The sequence below is a fragment of the Duganella alba genome (assembly GCF_009674495.1).
In the GTDB taxonomy this organism is placed as follows: Bacteria; Pseudomonadota; Gammaproteobacteria; order Burkholderiales; family Burkholderiaceae_D; genus Rugamonas; species Rugamonas alba.
In genome coordinates this window covers 1-23,353 of sequence record NZ_WKJN01000050.1, presented here as the reverse complement: position 1 = coordinate 23,353, position 23,353 = coordinate 1, and the positions used below count along the sequence as shown (strand labels likewise).

Sequence of the window (23,353 nt, the reverse complement as noted above, 5' to 3'; positions counted from 1 at the left end):
TGCGCGCGCAACTGCGCCGCCTGGTCCTCGGCGGCTGCGCTGCGCTGCTCGGCGTCGTGCTGGCTGGCCTGCGCCTCCCAGGCGCGCTGTTCGGCGGCGGCGCTGCGCTGCTGGGCGTCCTCGATGCCGGCCCAGGCCTTGACCAGGGCGTTGGGCAGGTAGTCGTCAAACACGTTGGGCTGGATGGTCAGCGCGGCCAGCAGTTCGGCGTGCTCGTCGGCCACGTAGTAGCGGTTGAGACCGTCGAAATAGGCGTAGCGGTAGCCGCGCGTGGTGACCAGCGCTTCCCAGCTCTCGTGGTTGGTGACGCGGCTGTTGGGCAGCGTGGCCTCGATCGCCAGCACCCACGGGCGCCAGCGCGTGAAGTCCATGCCGCGCAACACTTCGCCCTCGAAGCCTTCGACGTCGATCTTCAGGAAATGGATGTCGCCCTGCACATGCTCGGCGCAGATGCCGCTCAGCGTGCGCAGCGGCACCTGCACCTCGGCCAGCGCATAGCCTTCGGCGCGGTGCGCCTTGGCCACTTCGGCGTCGGTCGAGGCCCAGCCGTTGACCGACGGCACGTCGAACAGGGTGATGCTGGCTTCCTCGGCGCCGCAGGCCACCGCCAGGTTGATGTCGCGCGGCCGCTGCGCCGCGAACACCGCGTGGTAGGACGGCATCGGCTCGATGTTGATGCCGCGCCAGCCGGCGTCGTAGAACGCCTTGGTGACCGAGTGCAGCTCGGGATCGTTGGCGCCGACGTCGATGTAGAAGCCGTTCGGGATGTGGCCGAGGGCGCGCCACAGCAGCACGTCCTCGCCGTTCTGGGCGTAGGTGATAAAGCTCATCTGCGTACTCATGTGCGTGAAATCGAAATGGCCGGGTCGAGCCAGGCGCTGCCTTCGAAGTGCGGGCGGCGCATGTTGACCACGGTGAACACCAGCGCCAGGTCGCGCCACTCGTAGTTGTTGACCAGGTGGGTGTCGGTGCTGACGATGGCGGTGGCCACCGAGTAGCTGCCGGCGCCCAGGTTCATCGGGAAGGCGAAGCGGTACACCAGCGTTTCGCCGGCCGTCACCGCTTCCTGCGGCAGTTCCTTCAGGTGGGTGTTGGTGCCGTACATGACGTTGCCGAGCCGGTCCTTGATCATGTAGCCAAGCACCATGCGCGGGATGGCCGCGCGCGCCGCCACCGTCACCTGCAGCGTGACCGGCACGCCGACGTCGACCACCTCGACCACGGCGCCGTCGGCGTCCAGCAGCACGATGTCGGCCACCGTCGCTTCGCCGGTGCCGGAGACGGTCTGGGCCTTGCCGCCGCTGTCCTCGACGCGCACGCGGGCGTTGTCGCGCTCGGCCAGCAGGGCGTTGTAGTAATCCATGATTTCTTCCGGCGGCCCCTGGCGCGCCAGACGGCCGCCGTCGAGCAGGATGGCGCGGTCGCACACCGTCTGCACCGCCTGCTTGTCGTGCGACACCAGCAGCAGGGTGGTGCCCTCGCGGCGGAACTGGCGGATGCGCTCAAAGCTCTTGTGCTGGAAGTAGGCGTCGCCGACCGACAGCGCCTCGTCGACGATCAACACGTCGGGGCGGCGCGCGGTGGCCACGCTGAACGCCAGCCGCATCTGCATGCCGCTGGAATACACGCGCACCGGCTGGTCGATGTAGTCGCCGATGTCGGCGAAGGCCTCGATCTGCGGCATCAGTTCCTGGATTTCCGGCACGGTCAGGCCGAACAGCTGGCCCGCCATCAGCACGTTCTGGCGGCCGGTGAAGTCGGGATGGAAGCCCATGCCCAGCTCCAGCAGCGCCGCCACGCGGCCGTGGATCGTCACGCCGCCGGTGGTCGGCTGGGTGGTGCCGGTGATCAGCTTGAGCAGCGTGCTCTTGCCGGCGCCGTTGATGCCGATCAGGCCCACCGCCTCGCCCGGCGCGACGTCGAAGCTGATGTCCTGCAGCACCCATTTCAGCTTGTGGCGCGGACCGCGGAACGGCAGCAGCCATTCGGCCAGGCGGGCGCCGCGGGTCGGATATTGTTTGTAGGCCTTGCCCAGGCCGGCGACGTGGATGCTGCCCATCAGAGTTCGTCCACCATTTCGCCGGAGCGCTTGCGGAACAGGCGCATGCCCAGCACGCACAGCGCGATGGCCAGCACCAGCGCCGGCGTCATGGCCAGCCAGTCGGGCGCCTGGCCGCTGACCAGGATGGTCTGGTAGGCGCCGATCACCGGCGCCATCGGATTCCACGCCAGCAGCGGCCGCACCGCGTCGGGCAGGATGCTGGCCGAGTAGACGATGGGCGTGAACCAGAACCAGAACTGCAGGAAAATCGAGAAGAACTGGCCGACGTCGCGGAAGAACACGTTGAGCACGCCCAGCACCATGCCGATGCCGGCCGCCAGCGCGATCTGCAGCGCCAGCACCGGCAGCACGGCAAGGAAGATCCAGCCGGGGAAGTTGCCGGAAAAAATCAGGAACAGCACGAAGAGGCCGAAGATGATGGCAAAGTTCATCAGCGCGTTGAGCACCACGATCAGCGGCAGGCACACGCGCGGGAAGCTGATCTTCTTGAGCAGGTTGGCCTGGTCGATGAACATGGTCTGGGCGCGGCCGGTGATTTCGGCGAACAGGCCCCAGGTCAGGATGCCGGCGCACAGGTAGATGCTGTAGGCGTAGGGCGCGTCGTTGGCGCCCGGCAGACGGCTGTGCATGACCTGGGCGAAGATCACGGTGTACACCAGGATCATGGCCAGCGGATTGAGGACGGTCCAGGCGGCGCCGAGGATGGCGTTGCCGTACTTCGACTGGAATTCGCGCTTGACGCTGCCGAGGATGAAACCGCGGTAGTGCCAGACGCCGCGCAGCATGGCGATCGCCATCACGCAGGCGGTGCGCAGCGCACCGGATAGGAAGGGAAACGGACAGTCATGTAGCAGGTGCGGGCGGGGATGGGGCGCGCCGGAGTCAATTTTCGAGACAGGGATTATACCTGAAGGCTTGTTATGCTAGTAACATGTTACAGCTTGTCACATGATGTAACCGCAGGCACCGCAGGCCTCAATCGCCCTTGACCAGCTTCTCCAGCGCCTCGGGGTCCTTGATGATCAGGCGGTGCGATTCCTTCTGCACGATGCCCTGCTGCGCCAGCGTCAGCAGCGCCCGCGTGACGGTCTCGCGGCTGGTGTTGATCATGTTGGCGATGTCCTGGTGGGTGGGCAGGTTTTCCACCACCGTGCCGTCCGGATTCTTCTTCTGCATCAGCACGATGAAGGAATAGATGCGCTTGGCCGTGTTGTTGATGCTGAGCAGGGCGCGGAATTCCGAGTCGCGCTGGATCTTCTGCGCCAGGTGGCGCAGCATCTGGCGCGCCACCGACGGCGAGTGGGAAAACAGCCGCATCGCCACCGGCGCCGGCAGGAAGCCGACCAGCACGTCGCTCATCGCCACCACCGAGGCGGAGCGGGTGGAATTGTTGATCAGGGCGATCTCGCCGAAAAAGTCGCCCGGCACCAGCATGCGCAGGCCGATGGCGCGGCCGTCCTCGGTGATGTCGATCACCTGCAGCTGGCCCGACAGCAGGAACAGCAGGCCGTCGCCGCTGCCGCCCTTTTGCAGCACCACCTCGCGCTTGGCGTACTGGCGGATGCGCATCTCCGGCTTGATCGCCAGCACTTCCTCGTCGGACAGCTCGGCCAGCAGCGGGATCTTGCGCAGGTGGATGTGGATCTGGCGCTGTTCCTCGGTCGGCCTGGCGTCCGCCTCCAGCGGCGCCGGGGCGGCGTCGGACGGAGGCAGCGGAGGGGAGGTGGTGGGTGACGTCATGGCGCAATTGTAACGGGTTCGGCGGCTGGCCGTCTGCCGGGGCGGACTACAGGCCCTGCCATTGCCAGCTCAGTTGCAACTGGCGGTCATTGTACTGAAAGATCGAGATGTTTTCCCGGTTGCGCACCTGGCGCGCCTCCAGCTGGATCGATTGCGTCTGGCTCAGCGGATAGGTCAGGGTGGCGCGCAGCACCTGCGTGGTCTGGGCGCGCACCTCGTTGATGAAGCCGGGCGAGTAGGCCGAGCTGCTGTTCCAGGTCTGGCGGGTGTAGGCCAGTTCGCCGTTCAGGCTGTCGCTGAGGCGGCGCCGCCACTGGCTGGTGAACAGCCAGCCGCGGCGGTCGCCGCCCGGCCGCGCGCCGGTGGCGCGGTCGTCCAGGTAGGCCAGGCTGGCGCTGGCGCTGTCCTCTTCCAGGCGGTAATTGAACTGGCCGCGCAATTCCCAGGTGTTGGCGTTGAAATTACTCAACGTCATGTAGTCGACGTGGGTCAGGCCGGTGGTGACGCTGAACTGCATGCTGCCGGGCAGCGGCAGCGGCGGGCCGACGCGCGCCTGCACCTGGGTCTGGCGCTGGTACAGGCCGGTGCCGAGCGTGATCAGGCCGACCGTGGCGCTGCCGTGCAGGGTCCAGTTGCCGTAGCGCCAGGGGGTGTCGAAGCCGAGGAACAGCGAGGACGAGTTGTAGCGGCCCAGGCGGTCGTAGCGGCGTCCCTGGAACTGGGCGAAGCCGATGGTGCCGTTGGGCGTCAGGTCGCTCAGGTAATCGGCGGTCAGCAGGGTGTACTGGTCATGCTTGGGCAGGAAGTCGTCGGTCAGCGGCAGCTCGACCGGGGTGCCGGTCAGGTTGGCGGTGGTGTAGGTGTTGACGGTGGCGCCCTGGTTGACGTTCTGGTCGATGCCGCGGCCGAAACTGAACGAGCTTTGCGCGTAGCGGTGCCACTGCGCGCAGCCGGTGGCGCGGGCGCCGGCGATCAGGTCGAGAATGCCGCGCGACGGCTTGAAGCGTTCTTCGATGGTGGTAAACAGGCGTTCGGCCTCCTCGGCGTGGCCCAGTTCGCACTGGATCAGCGCCACCTCCAGCCAGGCGCCGGCGTGTTGCGGCTCCTGCTCGATCAGGCGCATCAGGGTCTCGCTGGCGTCGTTCTTGCGGCCTTCCGAAATGGACTGCAGGGCCTGCTGGTACAGTTGCTGGCTCTGGTCGGGGTCCGCCTCGGGCGCGCTCTGGGCGAGCGCGCGCGGCGCCGGCGCCAGGGCCAGCATCAGGCTGGCCAGCACGCCAGCCAGCCGCGCGGACAGGCGCGCTGTCAAGAGCGTGCCTCCGTCGCCGTCTCTGGCACTGTTTGCATGTCACTGGCGGTCATAGCTGCTTCAAAAGTATAGAGTACCGTGGGCTTTTCCTTGCCCCGTAATAAACGTTCGCCGAGCCGCTGGAAATGGTGGCGGCGCGCGCGTTCGACCGTGCCGGCGCCGATGATGACGTCGTGCGGGTAATCGCGGGCAGCCTGCTCCAGCCGAGAAGCGGTGTTGACACTGTCGCCCACCGCCGTGTAGATGCTGCGGAAGGCGGTGCCGAAGTCGCCGGCCATGGCCAGGCCGCTGTCGATGCCGATCCGTACCCGCAACGGCGGCCGGCCACGGGATTGTTGCTCTTGGCTAAGTAATTGCACGCGCCGCACAATAGCACGCGCCGCGTCTAAAGCCAAATCCGCGTGTTGCAAATTTGGTAATGGCGCGCCCCAGAACGCCACCAGGCCGTCGCCGGTGTACTTGTCCAGCGTGCCATGGCTGTCGATCACGGGGCCGGTCAGGCATTCGAGGAAGTCGCGCGTCAGCTTGGCCGCCTCGTCCACGGGCAGGGCCTCGACCTGGGTGGTGTAGCCCTCCATGTCGGCAATCAGGGTGGTGACGTCGAGCTGGCGCGGCGCCAGCGGATCTTTCAGGTCGCTGCGCAGCAGTTCGGTCACCACGGCCGGCGCCACGTACTGGCGCAGCGTGTCGAGCAGGTGGCGCGAACGGTGCTGGGTCTGCTGCCACTGGTAGGGCACGGCGAACGCCAGCAGGAACAGCAGCGAGGCCAGCGGCGCGGTCGGCGAAAAGTCGGTGTCGTGCAGGCTGACCGGATAGGCCAGCAGCAGCCAGCCGCCGGCCAGGCCGCCCAGCAGGGTGACATTGCGCGCCGCCGACAGGCGCGGAAAGGTGTAGCTGGCGGCCAGCGCGCACAGCAGGGCGTAGCCGCAGGCGATCCAGCGGCCCGGCCACGGCGCCGGCGTCAGGCCGTCGCGGCGGTCGAGCAGGGTGGACAGCATGGCCGCCTGCACGCCCAGGCCGGGGCGGCTGGCCGCCAGCGGCGTGGTGACGCGGTCCGACAGCGTCATCGACGACGAACCGACCAGCACCAGGCGGCCGCTGGCGCTGGCCGGATCGATGCGCCGCTGCAGGATGTCGGCGGCGCTGACCACGGTGTAGGCGCTCCAGTCGCGCCGGAAGTGGACGCGGGCGGCGGCGGCGTCGCCGGCCGGCGGCAGGGCCAGACCGCCGCCGCAGCAATTGATCAGGGCTAGGCTCAGCGCCGGATAGGTGCGGCCGTTGAAGCGGCTCAGCAGCGGCACCCGGCGCAGCGTGCCGTCGGCGTCGGGCTGGAACCCGATGTTGCCGATATGGCGCGCGGCCTGCGCCAGCGCGGCATGGTTGGCCAGGTAGCCGGTGGCCGGCAGGGCCGTCGCGCTGCTGGCGACGGCGCCGCCCAGCACGCCCTCGCGCAGCAGTTCCGGCCGGGTCTGGCTGTAATCGAGGGCCTGGGCCAGCACCATCGGGCCATGCGCGGCCAGCAGGCCGAGCCGCATGTCGCCGTCGGCGTCGCCGGGCTCGGACAGCGTGATGTCGAGCGCGACGCCGCGCGACTGGTAGTCGGCGATCAGGATTTCCACCAGGTCGGCCAGGCGGCTGCGCGGCCAGGGCCAGGGGCCGATGGCGGCCAGGCTGGCCTCGTCGACGTCGACGATCAGGACGCGCGGCTCCTCGGCGCTGGTGGCTTGCAGGCGGATGTAGCGGTCGCGCAGCCATTCTTCGGCCAGGTAGGCGCTGCCGGGCGGCGCCAGCCATTCGGCGCTGGCGGTGAGCAGCACGGCCACCAGGGGCAGCAGCCAGCGCAGGTGCCGGGAAGAGGAGAGGGCGAGCGAGCGCAGGGCCGAAAAGAAGTTCATCAAAGGGCGGTACGGACGGCCAACGCAGCACAAAAGTCGGAAAGGAAGTGGTCAGGGTACAACGCTTTCCCAGGAGGAGCAATCCTTTTGATACAAAGTGTAACGTTAGAGGTGAACAACAAACGTTCCAGTAGAATGTGACGTTCATCACGGAAATATCCGTCCAGACGGGGATAATCCGCGGATGTACCAAGGAGAAATATGATGCGTAAACTTTTATTCATGGCTGGCGCGCTGCTGCTGGCCCACGCCGCTGATGCCGCGCAGGCAGGGAAAGTCATATTCGTCGCCGGGTCCGCCAAGATCGATGCCAAGGCCGCCGTGCTGGACGGCGCGGTGAATGAAGGTGAGCTGCTGGCCACCGGCGCGGACGGGTACATCTATATCAAGACGGTCGATGACGGCCTGTTCATCATTCGCCCCAACAGCCAGGCGCGCATCGCCAGCTACCATATCGACGCCGCCAATCCGGCCAACACCCGCATCAAGCTCGAACTGCTGAGCGGTGTGGCGCGCAGCCAATCGGGCCAGGCGGTCAAGCTGGCGCGCCAGAATTTCCGTTTCAATACGCCGGTGGCCGCCATCGGCGTGCGCGGCACCGATTTTACCGTGTTTACCGACCAGAACACCTCGCGCGTCACCGTGCTGTCGGGCGGCATCACCATGAGCGGCTTCCTCGGCGGTTGCCGTCCGGAAGGCAGCGGTCCATGCGAAGGCAATACGGCGCGCGAACTGAGCGCTGCGCAAAAAGGCTTGCTGCTGCAAGTGCAGCGCGGCCAGAACGCCGCCCCGCAGTTGCTGCAAGGTAATAACGCCTTGTCGCCGGACGTGGTGGCGCCGCCGCGCAGCGACGAGCCGGGCAAGGCGGCCAGTTCCACCACGGGCGCCGCCACCACGCTGGAGCCTAGCCTGGATGCGAAAAAGAATCTGAGCTTGCAGGCTGCGGCAACGCAAATTGCGCTCAATCAGAATGCGGAAAAACCTGCCGACCCGCCTGCGATTAAAGATCCAACGCCGCCGGAGACGCCGATCGTTGTGGCGCCGCCGGTGACGCCGGTGACGCCAAAAGAGGTGAGCTGGGGACGGTTTACCGCCATTGCCGAGCAAGCTCCAACCAGTGGCCTGAGCAAGGACGGGGCCGAACGTATCGGCGTGACGGACGATTTTGTGCTGTTCCGCAGCCGTAGTGGTGCCTCCTTTGTCACGCCATCGGAAGGCGGCGTCGCGTTCGCGATGCAGTCCAGTGAAGCTTATATGCGCAATCTTGATGGCACGAATAAAGCGCCGGTCAGCTTAAGTAATGGTCAATTGTCCTTCGACTTTGGCAAGGCCAGCTTTGCCACCAGTTTTGATGTCAAAACGGTGGCTGCCGAAAGCTTTACCATGGTTTCGTCTGGCAAGCTGACTGCCGATGGGGTATTTTCAAGCCGCGATCAAGGCCTGTCGAATGCGAATATGGGCGTGACGGGTGTGATCAGCAGTTTGAATGGCGCCACGTATATATTTCAAGGCACACCGGATAGCAAGCGCGTAGTCAATGGCGTAACGGTGTGGGCAAAATAATAAATAACCTTATAAATTAATATTAGATAGCCCATCTCCTATAAAAGGAGGTGGGCTTTTGTTTTTGCAGGCGTGACGGTAAAAAGCGCATCGTTACGCACCTTTGCAAACATTTGATTTATCCACAAGGTTCTTACATAATGGCCGCGCGGTAAAACTAATGTCGCAAAAAAAGCAAAAAAGTAGAGGTAATTGAGGTTAGATGTGACGCCCGTCACATTCTTCCCCAGCTGTCCTCTGCCATGATTCGGTCACGCTGTCTTGCGGTACGCAGACTTTGTGACCGAAGCGCTTATTTCTTAAATCCTAGGAGTTTATAAATGGCTACAAATACCGATCTGGTACAACAACTGTACGTTGCTTACTACAACCGTCCTGCCGACGTCGCTGGCCTGAACTACTGGGTTGCAGCCCTGGATGGCGGCGCAACCATTGATCAAGTAAGCAAATCGTTCAACACCGCTCCTGAGTACACCGCTCTGTTCGCCGGCAAAACCGCTGACTCGATCGTTGACACCGTGTACATGAACCTGTTCGGCCGTCACGCTGAAACCGCTGGCCTGAACTACTGGGGTCCTAAAGTCGCTTCGGGCGCCATCACCACCGCTGGTCTGGTGAGCGAATTCCTGAAAGGCGCTGTCAATGCTGACGGTACCCCTAACGCCGACGGCACCGCTTTCGCTAACAAAGTAACCGTTGCAGAAGCCTTCACCACCGAAATCGCTACCCCAGGTAACGAAGCTGAGCGTCTGGCTTACAGCAACGCTGATGCCAACACCCTGGCCGCCATCAAAGCCTTCCTGGCTGGCGTGACCACCGACCCAGCGACTCTGACCGCTGCTCTGGCCAACGTGCACACTGTTGCTACCGCAGCAATCCCAGCACCACCAACCACCAATACCTCCCTGACCACCGGCGTTGACGCTCTGGTTGGCGGCGCAGGCAACGACGTGTTCAACGCAGTGATCACCGCTACCTCGGCTGTTATCGGCGGTCTGGACAGCATCGACGGCGCAGGCGGCAACGACACCCTGAACATCGCTGACTCGGCTACCGCTGCTGGCGCGGCATTCACCCTGCCAGCTGGCTTCACCGTGAAAAACGTTGAAACCACCAACATCATCACCAACGGTTCCCTGGGTACCTCGTCGGCAAGCTTCGACGTGTCCGGCTTCGCTGGTCTGACCCAAGCTAACCTGACCAGCGCTGACACCACCGCTGACTTCATCAAAGCTGCTGGCACCACCGCAGTGAACTTCATCGGCAATTCGGGTAACGTAACCGTGTCGGGCGGCTCGACCGTTACCACGTCCGTGGCAACCGGCGGCGCAAGCATCATCGGTTCGAAACTGACCAGCGCCAGCATCACCAGCGCAGGCCGCGTGATTGCTTACAACGCAGCTGGTACCACCGTTGCTGCTGACACCACCGCTAACGGTGTTGCTTTCGCTGTTTCCGACGTTTCGTCGGGCACCAGCGCTAAAACCCTGACCAAAGTCACCCTGACCGGCCTGACCTCGCTGGCTGGTACCGCTGACGTTGTTGGTCCTCCAGCTTCGACCGGCGCTGCTGGTTCGAACGGCGACGCAGTCCTGACCGGCGACGCGCTGACCAACGTTACCCTGGTAAGCAACAAGGGCAACACTGTGACCGTGAACAACACGACCGCAGCTCACACCCTGAACCTGACCGTCACCGACACCGGCACCAGCGCTGCTCGTACCGTTGTGACCGACGCAGTAGCAACCACCATCGCTGTGACCGCTGCTAACTCGGCCGCAACCAAAACCAGCTACGTAACCCTGACCGGCGAAACCCTGGCCGCTACCGTAACCGCTGCTGGCGCTGGTAAACTGAACCTGGACCTGACTGGCGCTGCTGCTGCAACCTCGTTTGACGGTTCGGCTGCTACCGGCGACCTGACCCTGGTCAACATCGGCACCGGCGTTCTGTCGATCAAAACCGGCGCAGGCAACGACACCTTCACCACCACCGCAACCGCGAAATTCACGGTTGACGCTGGCGCAGGCAACGACATCGTAACCCTGGGTTCGGCTGTTGCTGCTGGTTCGACCATCAACCTGGGCGCCGGTAACGACACCCTGCTGGCCCTGCCAGCTGGTTCGGTTGCTGCTTCGACCTCGACCAACGTAACCGTTATCGACGGCGGCGCTGGCATCGACAGCGTTTCGGCTAGCCTGATCAATGCTGCTAACGCTGCTCAGTTCAAAAACTTCGAAGGCCTGGACCTGTCCGCTACCGCCAACCTGGACGTTGAACTGCTGACCGGTTCCGTGATCCAGACCCTGTCGCTGAACGGCCACGTTGCTGCAACCACCGGCGTCGTAAGCAACGTTGCTGCTGGTGTTGGCCTGACCGTCGCTGGCGACAACAGCGCTGGCGCAGCTACCATCGGTGTTAAAGGCGCTGCTGCTGGTGCTGCTGATGCATTCACCATCACCTTCGCAGGTGCTGATGTTTCGGGCGCAACTGCTACCGTTGCTAACATCAAGGCTGGCCTGGTTACCGTCAACGGTATCGAGACCCTGAACGTGGCTTCGGCTGGCGGTGCTAACACCTGGAACAGCATCACCGTTGGCGACACCGGTCTGCAAACCTTGAATCTGACCGGCGCCAAAAACCTGGACGTCGTGTTCAGCGGCACCATCGGTGCCGACCTGGGCGGCGGCGAAGGCCTGAAAGTGGTTGACGGTTCGGCCGCTACCGGCAAACTGTCGATCGACTTCACGACCATCGGCACCCTGAACGTCGACCAGAATGTTGGTCTGACTGTTAAAGGTGGTTCGGCTAACGACACCATCACCCTGGCAGGCAAAGCAACTGTTGTTGCTGGCGCAGGCGACGACACCATCGTTTCGTCGTCGGCCGGTGGTACCTTCACCGGCGGCGCTGGTAAAGACGTGTTCGACCTGCACCTGGCCGTTGCTGGCACGGGCCTGACCGAATCGACCGGCGCGTTCAAAAACGTGATCACCGACCTGTCGTCGGGTGATTCGATCGTTCTGAACACCGCTGCTGTTGCTGGTACCCTGGGCGCGAAACTGACCCTGGGTTCGTCGGTAACCAACCTGGATGCTGCTCTGGCGCAAGCCGCTGGCGGCACCACCGCTGGTGCAGTGACCTGGTTCCAATACGGCGCCAACACCTACATCGTTGAAAACGTCGATGGCGTTGCTGGTTTCGGCGCAACCGACCTGGTTGTCAAAGTCACCGGTACTCCAGACCTGTCGACCGCAGTTATCGCTGCACACATCCTGACCGTTGCTTAATAGCGCGGTTCGCTGATAGCAAGTATTGCTATCGGATGGTTGAGCGGGTGAAAACCCGTTCATCCAGGATGGATCAAAAAGCCCACACGTTCGCGTGTGGGCTTTTTTTTGTCGTTATCCGGTCATCATTTGTAAAATTTGTGATGAGGATCACATTTTCTGCGGCAATTCAGCGATAATGTCTGCTCTCGCCATTTTTAGAGCGAATTTATATTTAAGCCGACCATCCTTTCCCTGGTATCGAGAGCAGATGGCCTTCCCGCCGATACCCTGAGAAGAGGTCGTGCATTGCGCGCAAAATGATATGAAAAATAAACTTCTAGATTCCAAGAACGAAATCGTTCAGGTGCTGCGCACCTTCAAAGGCACTTTCATTACGGTCGGAACCTTCAGCGCAATCAGCAACCTGTTGATGCTGGCGCCGTCCTTGTACATGCTGCAGGTGTACGACCGTGTGCTGGGCAGCCGCAACGAGATTACCCTGTTGATGCTGACCCTGATGATCGTCGGCGCCTACCTGTTCATCGGCGCGCTGGAATTGATACGCAGTTTCGTGCTGGTCCGCGTCGGCGCGCGCTTTGACATGGAGCTCAACAAGCGCGTGTACACCGCCGCGTTTGAACAAAATCTGAAGCGCAGCAGCGCAAATGCCGGCCAGGCGCTGGCTGACTTGACGACTGTGCGCCAGTTCTTGACCGGCAATGCATTGTTCGCCTTCTTCGATGCACCATGGTTCCCGGTGTATCTGATCGTGATCTTCATCTTTGAACCGTCGCTGGGCCTGTTCGCTCTGTGTGGCACCGCCATTCTGGTGGTGTGCGCTTATGTGAATGAGCGCGTGTCGCACAAGCCGCTGTCTGAAGCCAATACGATGGCGATCGCTTCCACCAATCTGGCGACCAATAATCTGCGCAATGCAGAAGTGATTGAATCGATGGGCATGCTGCCTAATCTGATGGCGCGCTGGTACAAGCTGCACGGTAAATTCCTGCGTCTGCAGGCCGAAGCTAGTGAGAAGGCCGGCACCGTTGCCGCGGTCACGAAGTTCGTGCAGGTATCGCTGCAATCGTTGGTGCTCGGTTTTGGTGCGCTGCTGGTCCTGGAAAACAAGATTACCGCAGGCATGATGATTGCCGCCTCGATTCTGGTCGGACGCGCGCTGGCTCCGGTACAACAGGTGATCGGTGTCTGGAAATCGTTCAGTTCGGTGCGCAGCGCCTATGAACGGCTGAGCGGTCTGCTGGCCGCCAATCCGGCACGTAGCGCCGGCATGGAACTGCCAAAACCGAAGGGCGACCTGTCGGTGGAAGCGGTCACCGCAGCCGTTCCAGGTTCGACAGTGCCAGTTCTGCGCGGCGTGAATTTTGCGATCCAGGCGGGTGATGTGCTGGGTGTGATTGGCCCAAGCGGTTCGGGTAAGTCGACGCTGGCACGCTTGCTGGTCGGCGTCTGGCCTGCCGGCCTGGGCAAGGTACGTCTGGATAGCGCCGATATCTTCAGCTGGAATAAGGCTGAGCTTGGCCCCCATATCGGCTATTTGCCGCAGGATATCGAACTGTTCAGCGGATCTATTAGCGAAAATATTGCCCGTTTTGGCGATGTCGATCCAGAAAAAGTCGTTCTGGCGGCGAAGCGCGCCGGTATCCATGAACTGATTCTGCATTTCCCGGATGGCTACAACACCCTGCTGGGTGACGGTGGCGCCGGCTTGTCGGGCGGTCAACGCCAACGTCTGGGCCTGGCGCGCGCCATGTACGGCGATCCATCGTTCCTGGTGCTCGACGAGCCGAATTCGAACCTGGATGATGTGGGCGAAGCAGCGTTGCTGCAAGCCATCAATGACTTGCGTGCACGCGGCAAAACCATTGTGTTGATCACGCACCGTACCAGTGTGATTGGCGCCACCAACAAGCTGTTGCTGTTGCGTGATGGTGTGGTGACGATGTTCGGCCCGACCAATCAGGTGCTGCTCGCACTGCAGGAAGCGAACCAGAAACAGGTGGAAGCTCAGCAGCAAGCCGCCCAGCGCGCGGCGCAGGGCGATGCGCAGCACGTAGCGCAACAGCAGCAGGCCGCTGCCGCAGCAGCGGCGGCAGCAGCAGCGACGGAACAGGAGTAAATCATGAATATTATTTCGAACAAAAAGGAACCGGCAGTTGAAGTCGTCACGCACGATATCGAGCCGTTGACCGTTAATACCGATGCCCGGTCTTACGCCCGCATGGGTTGGATTCTGGTACTGGTCGGCTTTGTCGGCTTTCTGGTGTGGGCGACCTTTGCACCGTTGGATAAAGGCGTGCCGCTCTCGGGTATTGTGGTGAAGGAATCCAATCGCAAGGCGGTGCAATATCTGAGCAATGGCATCGTGCAGGACATCCTGGTGGCTGATGGCGATCACGTTAAGGCTGGCCAAGTGCTGGTGCGCATGAATAACGTGCAGGTGGAGTCGGCTCTGGATGTCACGCTGGCGCAATATCTGAGCGGCCGCGCGACCGAAGCGCGCCTGCAGGCTGAGTTGGCCGGCAAGTCGAATATCACTTTTCCGGCAAAGCTGGCGCAATACAAGAGTGATCCACGCGTCGCCACCCTGATCGCTTCGCAGGAGCAGTTGATGGCTGCGCGCCAATCGGCTCTGCGCAGCGAGTTCGCTGGCCTGGAAGAAAACGTGGCTGGCGTGGCAGTGCAGATCAAGGGACTGGAAGAGTCGCGCGACAGTAAGAAAGAACAGCTGGCGCTTCTGAAGGAGCAGGTCGACAACACGCGCGGCCTGGCGGAAGAAGGTTTTATCGCCCGCAACCGCTATCTGGAATTGCAGCGCAGCTACGCACAGACCAGCGGCGCTATTTCCGAGGACATTGGCAATATTGGCAGGGCCCGCCGTCAGATCGCCGAATTGAATCTGAAAAAAGTTCAGCGCACTCAGGAATACCAGAAAGATGTCCGCACCCAGCTGGCCGATACGCAGAAAGAAGCCGATGCGCTGGAAGGCCGTCTGAAAGGACAATCGTTTGACGTGGGTAGCGTGGACGTCCGTTCGCCAGCCGACGGTATCGTCATGGGCTCGAACATCTTTACGCGCGGTGGTGTGGTGGGCGCCGGCGCCAAGATGATGGAAATTGTACCGACCGATGACGGCCTCGTGGTTGAAGGTCAACTGGCGGTCAATCTGATCGACAAGGTGCACACCGGTTTGCCGGTCGAACTGATCTTCTCTGCCTTTAACACCAACAAGACGCCGCATATCCAGGGCACCGTGATCCAGATCGCTGCTGACCGTAGCGTTGAAGAACGAACCGGCGCTCCGTACTACAAGGTCCGCGCCAAGGTGACTCCGGAAGGCTTGAAAATGATCACCGCCAAGAAGATGGATGTGGTGCCAGGCATGCCGGTGGAAATGTTCATCAAGACCGGCGAGCGCAGCATGATGAGCTACCTGATGAAACCAGTATTCGATCGCGCCAAGACGTCGATGTCGGAGGAATAACGTGGCCCATTTCCTGAAACAAGGCCGCTTGACGGTGCTGGCTGCGGCCGCCAGCGCGGTGGCGTTGCTGTACGCGCCGCACGCCAGCGCGCTGGGCCTGATGGAAGCGTATCAGGCGGCACTGAAGAACGATCCGACTTACCGCTCGGCGTTTTATGCGGGCGAGGCCGGCAAGGAAAACCGTGCGCTGGGACGGTCCAACCTGCTGCCAAACATCAGCGGCAGCTACAACGCCAGCCAGAACCGCACCACCGTTACCTACGGCAGCGGAAAGCCGGGCGCGCTGGACTATATCAGCCGTTCATCGACGATACAGTTGCGTCAGTCCGTGTTCAATCTGGATGCCTGGGCGCGCTACAAGCAAGGCGCCGCGCAGGCCGATTATGCGCGGGCGCAGTTCGAGAGCCAGCAGCAGGAAGTCGTGGTGCGCGTGGTGAACGCGTATGTCGACGTGCTGTACAAGCAGGATCTGCTGGAACTGGCGCAGGTCGAGCGCGACGTCTACAGCGAGCAGCGCAAGGTGAATGACCGCCTGTTCGAAAAAGGCGAGGGCACGCGCACCGATATGCTGGAAACCCAGGCGCGTCTGGACGCCGCCGAAGCCGGCGTGCTGGAGATGCAGGATGCCTTGAACACGTCGCGCACGACCCTGGCCGCGATCATCGGCGGCGAGGTCGGCACGCTGGACCGCATCATGCCCGACTTCCGCGCGCGTCCTGCCGACACGGTCAGTTTCGAAGCCTGGAAGAAGATTGCGCTGGAGCGCAATCCGGACATCCAGACGCTGACGTATGGCGTGGATATCGCGCACCAGGAAGTCAACAAGTCGCGCGCCGGCCATGCGCCGCGCGTGGACTTCGTCGGCACCTACGGCAAGGTTTCGTCCGATTCGATCCAGACCGTGGGGCAGGACCAGACGGTGCGTAGCATCGGCGTCCAGGTCAACATTCCGCTGTATTCGGGCGGCGCCGTGAATGCCAGCAGCCGCCAGTCGGTGGCCAACGAAGAGAAGGCGAAAGCCGACCTGCAGGTGCAGACCGACAAGATCCTGACCGAGCTGCGCAAGGACTACGACTCGCTGTTGAGCAGCGCGGCGCGGATTGATGCGCTGATGAAGTCGGTGGCCTCGGCCGAGTTGCTGATCAAGGCGACCGAGCAGAGCGTCAAGGGCGGCGTGCGCATCAACCTGGACGTGCTGAATGCCAAGCAGCAGCTCTACACCAGCAAGCGCGATCTGGCGCAGGCCCGCTACAACTACCTGGTCAACACCTTGCGCATGCGCGCCTGTGTCGGCACGCTGTCGGGCGACGACGTGCGCGAAATCGCGCCGTACTTCCGCTAACCGTCATCGCAGGGATTCAGTGATGGATGAGGAACTCGAAGTAACGGTCGACGGCGTCAGCTACAAGGTCAGCGAGCTGAGCGAGGAAGCCCAGCTGCAGGTCGCCAACGTGCAATTTGTCGATGCGCAGATGGCCGAGCTGAACGCCAAGCTGGCGGTGTATCAAACCGCCCGCAACGCCTACCAGCACGCCTTGCAGCAACTGCTGCCGCGCACCCGGCAGTAAGCGCCGCACGCGCCGGCATCGCGACCCGCCCCTCGGCAACGAGCGGCGGGTTTTCTTTTCGGCGACCATCCGCTCCACGTATAATTGCCATCCCGGCCATCTTTTCCCCCGACGATGAAATCTCTGAACCTTCCCTACAACCCGCGCATCGACCAGCTGCGCTGGCTGGCCGCCTTGCTGGTATTCCTGTTCCATTTTTACCTGGAATATCACGGTCGCGGCGGTGTTGGCAGCGATAGCCGATGGTTCGCGCTGGCCACAGAGGGGCACACCGGCGTCGGCCTGTTCTTTACGCTGTCGGGCTTCATGTTCATGCAGATCGCGCTGCACCAGAAGCAGATCGTCTACGGCGAATTCCTGCGCAACCGCCTGCTGCGCATCGTCCCCCTGTATCTCACGGTGTTTTTGCTGGCCACTTCGATTTCGCGCGACAAGTTCGTGCCGCAGGATATCCTCTATCTGCTGGCCAGCAACCTCGGCCTGGCGCCGACCTCGGGCACGGTGATCACCGGCGCCGCCTGGTCGATCTCGCTGGAGTTCACGTTCTACCTGGTGTTCCCGTTCCTGGCGCGCTTCGCCATGGAGCGCGGCATGCGCTATCTGTTCAGCCTGATCGGGCTGATGGTGTTTTTCAAGGTGGCGGCGTTTACCGTCAACGCCAACAGCACGCTGATGTACTTCAGCACCTTTGTCGGCCGCTTCGACCAGTTCTTCATCGGTATGCTGGCGGCGATGGTGGTGCAGCGCCATGGCGACCTGCTGCGCCGCCATGCCGGCTGGCTGCTGCCGCTGGCCGTGGCACTGGTGATGTTTGACAGCGCGTTGCAGTTGAAGGTGTCGAAGTTCAACACCGACGCGCATTCGAAGTTCTGGATTTTCTGGTCGCTGCTGGAAAGTTTCGGCTGGGCTTGCCTGATCGTGTGCTGGGTGTCGTGGCGCGGCCGCGTGCCGGCATGGCTGGAGAAGGTGCTGTGCCATGGCGGCAAGATCAGCTTTTCGTTCTACCTGCTGCACATGGCGGTGATCCACATCGTCGGCGAATGGGTGGTGACGGTGCCGGTGCTGACCGGTCACGTGCGCATCGACGGCATGCTGGGCATGCTGATCGTCTACGGCGCCACCTGGGCGCTGGCGACGCTGTGCTACGCCACCATCGAGGAACCGTTCCTGCGCATGCGCCGTAACTACGCCGCCGACAAGGGCGCGGCCGTCAAGTCGATTGACGGCCACAACAATCAGGCCACCGGTTCCTGAGCCAGGAACAACGCCAGTTCCGCCGGCGTGCCCAGCACGTGCACGCTGGCCACGGGCAGGTCGCTGATCGAGATCTTGCCGCCGTCGTTGAGCAGCTGGCGGTACAGCGGCGCCACGTAGCGTTCGCCACGCACCAGGTTGGCCGGATCGGCGAAGAAGCGTTCATAGGCGTCGGCATAGCCGGCGGCGTCGGCAAACCAGTACAGGCCGATCGACGCGTAGTCCGAGATGCGGCGCTTCTCGGCCAGGTCCACCGCCCAGCCGTCCGCGCCCAGCTGCACGAAACTCCAATGCTCGCCCGGCACCTGGAAGCACGGCACCCAGCCGTCCGAACCGGGCTTGATCAACTGCGGCCGCAGCGCGTCCGGCTCGACATAGGTATCGATGTTGTAGATCAGCAGCGGCGCATCGGCCAGCCAGACGTCGCGCGACAGGTAGGCGCTGGTGGCCTGGCCGTCGGTCAGCTCGTCCAGTTCGACGATGTGGACGTCGTGCCAGCCCAGCGCCGCGCAGCGCGCCCGCACATACGGTCCCGAATTGTTTTCCTTCAGGCAGACGAACACCAGCCGGCTCTGCGGCGTGATGAAATGCCGCAGCGAGCGCATTGACCAATCGAACAGGCTGGCGCCGTGCGCCATGATTTCGTATTTGGGCACGGTGTAGCCGGCCGCCGTGAAGCGCGAGCCGCGCCCGGCCATGGTGACGACGATGTTGCTCATGCGTCTTCCTGTCCCAGCAACTGGTGGATCTGCTGTTCCGACAGCTTGAGGAACTCGTCCGGGCGGATGGCGCGGTCGTCGATGTAGAAGCCCTTGTTGCGCGGCCACGGCTTGCCGAACAGGATTTCATCGTAGGGGATGTCCCAGCGGCTCAGCCAGTCCAGCATCAGCGGCGCGGTGTGCTTGTTGATCAGGCCCAGGTTGTTGTTGTGGGTCTTCATGTTGCGCGCGGTGAACAGCAAAATGCGGTAGCCGCGCTGCTGGTATTCGCGCAGCCTGGCGATCATGTCGGCGCGCGGCACCAGGTCGGCGTAGGACTGGCCGGCGGCCTTGATGTCGCACAGGGTGCCGTCGATGTCGACGACCAGCGTGCCTTCGATAGGTTGGTTCACGTTCGTTCCACTTCGTTGAGGATGGTATGGGCCTTGAGCAGGAAGGCGATCGCCTTGTTCGGCACGTCCAGGTGCAGCGGCAGCATGGACAGGAACAGCGAGGCCTCGCCCAGGCGGACGATGCGCTCGTCGTGGCCCTGCGCTTTCAGGCGGCGCTGGAAGATCGGCTTCAGCGAGGCGTGGTTGCTGTGCTCCAGGTGCAGCAGCAGCGCGTTGTGGTCGTCGAAGCCGATGCGGTACAGGCTGTTGTTGATGAAGTCGTAGTCGCCGAGCGCGCTGTGCGACAGCTTGCACAGGTCGTACAGCGGATGGGTCCACAGCGCCTCTTCGGTGGTGGCGCCGCGCGGATCGATCAGTTGCAGCAGGTAGCGCTGCTGGTCGTACAGCACGTTGGAGAAGCAGGGGTCGCCGTGGCCCACCACCATGTGGTCGAAGGCGAAGCTTTTCTCGTGCTTGTCGTACAGGCGGCGGAAGCGTTCCAGCTGCGCCTGCAGGCCCAGTGTCGGCGCGGCGCTGGTGGCCAGCGCGTCGATGCGGCGGCCGGCGTCGCTGGCCAGGAACTGCTCGGCGCGCCGTTCCAGCTTGGTGACGAACAGCGCGCGCGCGGCGGCCGCCGACTCGGCTTTGGCGCAGGCGCGGCGCGGCCGCTCGGCGATGAAGAACAGCATGCGCTCGACAAAGCTATCGAACGATTCGGCGTCGAAGGCGCCGTGCACCCATTGCAGCGCGGCGTCGGCCAGGTAGTAGCGCAGCATGCGGTAGGAGGCGCGGCCGTCCTGCTCGCGGTAGTCGAAGGGCTGGATCAGCCACGGCCGCATGGCTTCCGGCACCAGGCCGTAGAAGGCATATTCGGCGCGCATCTTGTCGATGTCGGCCGAGCTTTTGGTGTAGTAGTAGGCGTCCACCTGTACCTGGTTGAAATGCCGGGTGGCGGTGGCGCCGCTGATGAAGGACAGGAAATCGCGCATGCGCGCCAGGTCCAGCGGCTGCACCGACTCCACGCGCTGGCTGCCGTGCCAGGCCAGTTCCCAGGTGTGCAGCGGCGCGGCGCTGAATTCCTGCCACTGCTCGACCAGCCGGTGGGCGTTGCGCAGGAACACCAGCAGCGGCTTGTACAGGCGGTCGGTGAAGTCTTCCTCGGCGTAGGGCAGGCGCTCGATGAGCTGCGGCAGGCGGCCGGCCTCGGCAAAGCCGGCGCGGCCGGCGATGACGCAGACGCCGCAGTCCTCGCCGCTGGCTTCCAGCGCGGCGCGCAGCGCCGGCAGGTCGTCGGCGCCGCGCAGGTGGATCAGGCGGCTGGCGGCCCAGTCGGGCAGGCCGGCGCGGAAGTGGTCGACCAGCTTGCGGCGCTGGAACATGATGTCGCCGTAGCGGCGCGCGCCGACCACGCTGCGCACGTCGCCGGCGGTGAGCTCGCGGTCGTCGAGGATCAGGAGGATGTTTTGGTGCAGGCTGGACATGTCAGGACCTCGTGTGTCGGATACGCGCGGCCAGCGCCAGGCCGGCCAGGAACAAGGCCGTCAGCGCGATCAGCGCCAACGAACGGTACAGGCCGAAGGCGGCCGAGGCGCTGCCGGCCAGGCTGGCCATGACGCCGCTGGCGAACAGCGCGCCGAAGCCGCTCCAGCTGGTGGAGACGAGCTGGATGAACAGCGCCAGCGCGGCGATCTCCAGCACCCAGATCAGCACCGACACCAGCAGGAAGCCGGCCAGCCGGCCTTCCACCGAGCGGTAGATGTCGAGCTCCAGCTGGCGCAGCGCGTGGCTGGCGCGCAGCAGCGCCAGGCCGCGCGGGCTGTGGCTGCTCAGCACCAGGTGGCGGTTCAGATAGACAAAGGTCTTGGCCACGGCAAACAGCGCCATCAGGCCGAAGGCGCTGACGACGACAAACAGCACGAACACCAGCTGCATGGCGGGCGGCACCTCGACCTGCAGCAGGTACAGCCCCAGGATCAGGGCGGCGATCACCAGCACATCGCCGAAGCGCTCGGCCAGCCACACGGCCAGCGCCTTGCGCCGGTTGTCGTAGACGTGGAACAGCGCGGCCAGGCGCAGGATCTCGCCGATCTTGAACGGCAGCAGGCTGCTGGGGAAGGCGGTCAGGGCGTGGGCGGTGGCCAGCGCCGCCGCCTTGTCGCGCTGGTCGAGCGTCAGCAGCGCCAGGCGCAGCATGCGCGACAAATGGGCCGCGCCGTACAGCGCGCACACGGCCAGCAGCAGCGGCATGGCGTCGCTCCGGATCAGGTCGCGCACCGGCTGCCAGTGCCACAGCAGCCAGGCCGGCAGCAGCAGCGCCAGCAGCAGGCAGTAGAGGCGCACCGGGCGGGTCATGGCCGCGCGCCGCCCGGCGCTTGGTCGACGACGATCTGGCCGGTGTAGGCGGCGATCGGGCGGGCGCGCAGCTCGCGGCGCAGGAAGGCGCCGCGGCCGACGCAGTAGCGGCCCAGCAGCGACAGCACCTTGAAGGCCTGGCGGAACAGGCGCACGTTGGACACCTGGTCTTCCTCGCGCCAGCTGATGGGGAAGAAACGCACCTTCTGGCGCGCGTGGTAGCTGCCGAGCAGCATGATGTAGTTGAAGGTCAGGTCGTCCGGGAAGGCGCGGTAGTAGAACTCGCGCAGCGGCGCCAGCCGGTACATATTCAGGCCCGAGCCCAGGTCGTAGATGCGGCGCGCCGCCACCAGCGAGAACAGCAGGTTGTAGACCACGTTGCCGACCGTGCGCAGCAGCGAGTAGCCCTGCAGCCGGCTGCCCGGCATGAAGCGCGCGCCCAGCAGGCAGTCGGTGCGCAGGTGGGCGCCTTGCTCCAGTTGCGGGATCAGGTCGGCGATGCTGGCCTGGTCGTCGCCGTGCAGCACCACCAGGTGGTCGTAGCCCTGCTCGATGGCGTAGCGCAGCGCCGCCTTGTGCGAGCCGCCCAGGCCGTAGTTGTCGTCGTTGCGCCAGGCGATGAAGCGGCAGTGGGTGAACTGTTCGCGGCCGCGCTCGATCGCCGCGTCCAGCGTGCGGTCCGGCGAGCGGTTGTCGACCACCATGACGGTGTCGATCCAGCCTTGCGCCTGCTGGTCGAACTGACCGATGACGCGGCGCAGCTGCGCCTCGCAACGGTAGGCCGGGATGAAGACGAGGATGCGGGGAGGTGTGGACATATTATCGGGGACGCATGTAGCGGGTCAGCATTTTCATGAACATGAAATTGGTGGCCAGGTTGAATGGAGTGATGCTGATCTTGGCCGCCAGCGCGCGGTAGCCGTCCCACTGGCCGAGCGGCGGCAGGGCGGCCGTGACCAGCCCCAGCAGGTGCGAGTAGGCCAGGATGGACAGAAACTGGAAGCCCCAGTACAGCGGCAGGAAGCGGCCGGCGCCGCCGCGCTGAAACACCGTCTTCAGCGAGGTGAACCAGACGAAGGTCACGCCGGCATAGGACGAGGCGATATTCGCGTAGGCGGCGTCCCAGCCGGCCAGCCGCACCAGCACGGTGAAGGTGACCATGTCGCACAGCCAGCCCAGGCCGGACAGGGCGATGAAGCGCGCGGCCATCGCCAGCGGACTCAGGGGGGAGGCGGGATGCGGGCTGTTCATCGTTTGCGCGCGGCGCGCCGGGCCAGGTAGTCGGCCTTGATGCGCGCCACGGTGGCGTCGAGTTCGGGACCGTCGTAGAGCCAGATCTGCATCTGCGCGGCCGGGCAGGCCTGCACGCGGCTTGGCGGCGGCAGCAGCTTGCCGATGGTGGCGGCGGTGTAGTCGAACTGGCCGCCGGCGTCGGCGTTGCGCAGCAGCGCGAAATTGCTGTGCTGGTGCGCGGGGTAGTGCTCCGGATGCAGCAGCGGCCCCAGGGTGCTGACCCAGAACAGCGGCGCGGCGTCGTTGAGCGTCACCAGCACCGGATTGTGGCGCGGCAGGTAGTAGCTGACGGCGGCGCCGTTCCAGTAGTCGCCGACGCCGGCCTGCAGGCGGAAGCCGTCCGCTTCGATCGCGGTCAGGCAGCCGGCGACCAGGCTGGCGGGATCGGCATGCGGTGTGCGGTGACGGGCCGCATGCACGCCGCCGGCCAGCACGCCGGCGGCCAGCAGCAGC

20 protein-coding genes are annotated in these 23,353 nt (G+C 63.9%); 7 read left to right on the top strand and 13 right to left on the bottom strand.

Features of this window, described 5'->3' with window-relative positions; translation table 11 throughout:
* The 6 genes from GJ695_RS27820 to GJ695_RS27795 form a co-directional block, all read right to left on the bottom strand.
* Nucleotides 1-830 (bottom strand): FkbM family methyltransferase (locus GJ695_RS27820; protein ID WP_154370344.1); only part of this gene is annotated, 830 nt, incomplete at its 3' end.
* An 8-nt stretch (nucleotides 831-838) separates the two neighbouring features.
* On the bottom strand, nucleotides 839-2,059 hold the full coding sequence (locus tag GJ695_RS27815) for an ABC transporter ATP-binding protein (protein WP_154370343.1): 1,221 nt from the start codon (nucleotides 2,057-2,059) through the stop codon (nucleotides 839-841).
* Nucleotides 2,059-2,859 (bottom strand): ABC transporter permease, encoded by an 801-nt coding sequence (locus GJ695_RS27810; RefSeq protein ID WP_154370350.1) that lies wholly within the window; start codon nucleotides 2,857-2,859, stop codon nucleotides 2,059-2,061. The genes GJ695_RS27815 and GJ695_RS27810 overlap by 1 nt, the downstream gene beginning before the upstream one ends.
* A 178-nt stretch (nucleotides 2,860-3,037) precedes the next feature.
* A complete protein-coding gene (locus GJ695_RS27805) occupies nucleotides 3,038-3,802 on the bottom strand; it encodes a Crp/Fnr family transcriptional regulator (protein ID WP_229260661.1) in 765 nt (254 codons plus the stop codon).
* Nucleotides 3,803-3,848: 46 nt separating this feature from the next.
* Nucleotides 3,849-5,111 carry a tetratricopeptide repeat protein gene (locus GJ695_RS27800; RefSeq protein ID WP_229260660.1) on the bottom strand — a complete coding sequence of 421 codons (1,263 nt, stop codon included), beginning with the start codon at nucleotides 5,109-5,111 and terminating at the stop codon, nucleotides 3,849-3,851.
* The gene (locus GJ695_RS27795; protein ID WP_154370342.1) at nucleotides 5,108-7,006 is read right to left on the bottom strand and encodes a CHASE2 domain-containing protein; all 1,899 of its coding nucleotides are present in this window, start codon (nucleotides 7,004-7,006) and stop codon (nucleotides 5,108-5,110) included. The genes GJ695_RS27800 and GJ695_RS27795 overlap by 4 nt, the downstream gene beginning before the upstream one ends.
* Before the next feature lie 201 nt (nucleotides 7,007-7,207).
* Between GJ695_RS27795 and GJ695_RS27790 the strand changes: the two genes are divergently transcribed.
* From GJ695_RS27790 to GJ695_RS27760, 7 genes are all read left to right on the top strand, one after another.
* Complete coding sequence (locus GJ695_RS27790) at nucleotides 7,208-8,569, top strand: FecR family protein (protein WP_229260658.1); 1,362 nt, start codon at nucleotides 7,208-7,210, stop codon at nucleotides 8,567-8,569.
* A 320-nt stretch (nucleotides 8,570-8,889) separates the two neighbouring features.
* Entirely contained in the window at nucleotides 8,890-11,859 is a 2,970-nt protein-coding gene (locus tag GJ695_RS27785; RefSeq protein WP_154370341.1) for a DUF4214 domain-containing protein, read from the top strand.
* 304 nt (nucleotides 11,860-12,163) lie between these two features.
* Nucleotides 12,164-13,978: a type I secretion system permease/ATPase gene (locus GJ695_RS27780; protein ID WP_154370340.1), complete on the top strand. Its 1,815-nt coding sequence runs from the start codon at nucleotides 12,164-12,166 to the stop codon at nucleotides 13,976-13,978.
* Between the two features lie 3 nt (nucleotides 13,979-13,981).
* Nucleotides 13,982-15,343 carry an HlyD family type I secretion periplasmic adaptor subunit gene (locus GJ695_RS27775; protein ID WP_154370339.1) on the top strand — a complete coding sequence of 454 codons (1,362 nt, stop codon included), beginning with the start codon at nucleotides 13,982-13,984 and terminating at the stop codon, nucleotides 15,341-15,343.
* A 1-nt stretch (nucleotide 15,344) separates the two neighbouring features.
* Entirely contained in the window at nucleotides 15,345-16,685 is a 1,341-nt protein-coding gene (locus tag GJ695_RS27770) for a TolC family outer membrane protein (RefSeq protein ID WP_166455344.1), read from the top strand.
* Between the two features lie 22 nt (nucleotides 16,686-16,707).
* On the top strand, nucleotides 16,708-16,911 hold the full coding sequence (locus GJ695_RS27765) for a DUF6447 family protein (RefSeq protein WP_154370338.1): 204 nt from the start codon (nucleotides 16,708-16,710) through the stop codon (nucleotides 16,909-16,911).
* A 114-nt stretch (nucleotides 16,912-17,025) separates the two neighbouring features.
* Nucleotides 17,026-18,165 (top strand): acyltransferase family protein, encoded by a 1,140-nt coding sequence (locus GJ695_RS27760; protein ID WP_154370337.1) that lies wholly within the window; start codon nucleotides 17,026-17,028, stop codon nucleotides 18,163-18,165.
* On the opposite strand, the gene GJ695_RS27755 is transcribed toward GJ695_RS27760, so the two are convergent.
* From GJ695_RS27755 to GJ695_RS29730, 7 genes are all read right to left on the bottom strand, one after another.
* Nucleotides 18,147-18,884 (bottom strand): glycosyltransferase family 2 protein, encoded by a 738-nt coding sequence (locus tag GJ695_RS27755; RefSeq protein WP_154370336.1) that lies wholly within the window; start codon nucleotides 18,882-18,884, stop codon nucleotides 18,147-18,149. The genes GJ695_RS27760 and GJ695_RS27755 overlap by 19 nt on opposite strands.
* Nucleotides 18,881-19,276 carry an HAD family hydrolase gene (locus GJ695_RS27750; RefSeq protein ID WP_371866619.1) on the bottom strand — a complete coding sequence of 132 codons (396 nt, stop codon included), beginning with the start codon at nucleotides 19,274-19,276 and terminating at the stop codon, nucleotides 18,881-18,883. The genes GJ695_RS27755 and GJ695_RS27750 overlap by 4 nt, the downstream gene beginning before the upstream one ends.
* Nucleotides 19,273-20,736: a hypothetical protein gene (locus GJ695_RS27745; protein WP_154370335.1), complete on the bottom strand. Its 1,464-nt coding sequence runs from the start codon at nucleotides 20,734-20,736 to the stop codon at nucleotides 19,273-19,275. Before GJ695_RS27745 ends, GJ695_RS27750 begins: the two co-directional genes overlap by 4 nt.
* Before the next feature lies 1 nt (nucleotide 20,737).
* A complete protein-coding gene (locus GJ695_RS27740; protein WP_154370334.1) occupies nucleotides 20,738-21,607 on the bottom strand; it encodes a lysylphosphatidylglycerol synthase domain-containing protein in 870 nt (289 codons plus the stop codon).
* Nucleotides 21,604-22,425, bottom strand: a complete 822-nt coding sequence (locus tag GJ695_RS27735; protein WP_154370333.1) for a glycosyltransferase family 2 protein — start codon at nucleotides 22,423-22,425, stop codon at nucleotides 21,604-21,606. The genes GJ695_RS27740 and GJ695_RS27735 overlap by 4 nt, the downstream gene beginning before the upstream one ends.
* Nucleotide 22,426: 1 nt before the next feature.
* A complete protein-coding gene (locus GJ695_RS27730; protein ID WP_154370332.1) occupies nucleotides 22,427-22,858 on the bottom strand; it encodes a GtrA family protein in 432 nt (143 codons plus the stop codon).
* On the bottom strand, nucleotides 22,855-23,353 hold a 499-nt coding region (locus tag GJ695_RS29730), incomplete at its 5' end, for a hypothetical protein (protein WP_166455411.1). The genes GJ695_RS27730 and GJ695_RS29730, both read right to left, overlap by 4 nt.

Excerpts from the sequence above, each read along its gene's own strand:
- GJ695_RS27815 (WP_154370343.1), bottom strand. The coding sequence starts at position 2,059 with ATGGGCAGCATCCACGTCGCCGGCCTGGGCAAGGCCTACAAACAATAT.
- GJ695_RS27810 (WP_154370350.1), bottom strand. The coding sequence starts at position 2,859 with ATGGCGATCGCCATGCTGCGCGGCGTCTGGCACTACCGCGGTTTCATC.
- GJ695_RS27805 (WP_229260661.1), bottom strand. The coding sequence starts at position 3,802 with ATGACGTCACCCACCACCTCCCCTCCGCTGCCTCCGTCCGACGCCGCC.
- GJ695_RS27795 (WP_154370342.1), bottom strand. The coding sequence starts at position 7,006 with ATGAACTTCTTTTCGGCCCTGCGCTCGCTCGCCCTCTCCTCTTCCCGG.
- GJ695_RS27790 (WP_229260658.1), top strand. The coding sequence starts at position 7,208 with ATGATGCGTAAACTTTTATTCATGGCTGGCGCGCTGCTGCTGGCCCAC.
- GJ695_RS27785 (WP_154370341.1), top strand. The coding sequence starts at position 8,890 with ATGGCTACAAATACCGATCTGGTACAACAACTGTACGTTGCTTACTAC.
- GJ695_RS27780 (WP_154370340.1), top strand. The coding sequence starts at position 12,164 with ATGAAAAATAAACTTCTAGATTCCAAGAACGAAATCGTTCAGGTGCTG.
- GJ695_RS27775 (WP_154370339.1), top strand. The coding sequence starts at position 13,982 with ATGAATATTATTTCGAACAAAAAGGAACCGGCAGTTGAAGTCGTCACG.
- GJ695_RS27765 (WP_154370338.1), top strand. The coding sequence starts at position 16,708 with ATGGATGAGGAACTCGAAGTAACGGTCGACGGCGTCAGCTACAAGGTC.
- GJ695_RS27760 (WP_154370337.1), top strand. The coding sequence starts at position 17,026 with ATGAAATCTCTGAACCTTCCCTACAACCCGCGCATCGACCAGCTGCGC.
- GJ695_RS27755 (WP_154370336.1), bottom strand. The coding sequence starts at position 18,884 with ATGAGCAACATCGTCGTCACCATGGCCGGGCGCGGCTCGCGCTTCACG.
- GJ695_RS27745 (WP_154370335.1), bottom strand. The coding sequence starts at position 20,736 with ATGTCCAGCCTGCACCAAAACATCCTCCTGATCCTCGACGACCGCGAG.
- GJ695_RS27740 (WP_154370334.1), bottom strand. The coding sequence starts at position 21,607 with ATGACCCGCCCGGTGCGCCTCTACTGCCTGCTGCTGGCGCTGCTGCTG.
- GJ695_RS27735 (WP_154370333.1), bottom strand. The coding sequence starts at position 22,425 with ATGTCCACACCTCCCCGCATCCTCGTCTTCATCCCGGCCTACCGTTGC.
- GJ695_RS27730 (WP_154370332.1), bottom strand. The coding sequence starts at position 22,858 with ATGAACAGCCCGCATCCCGCCTCCCCCCTGAGTCCGCTGGCGATGGCC.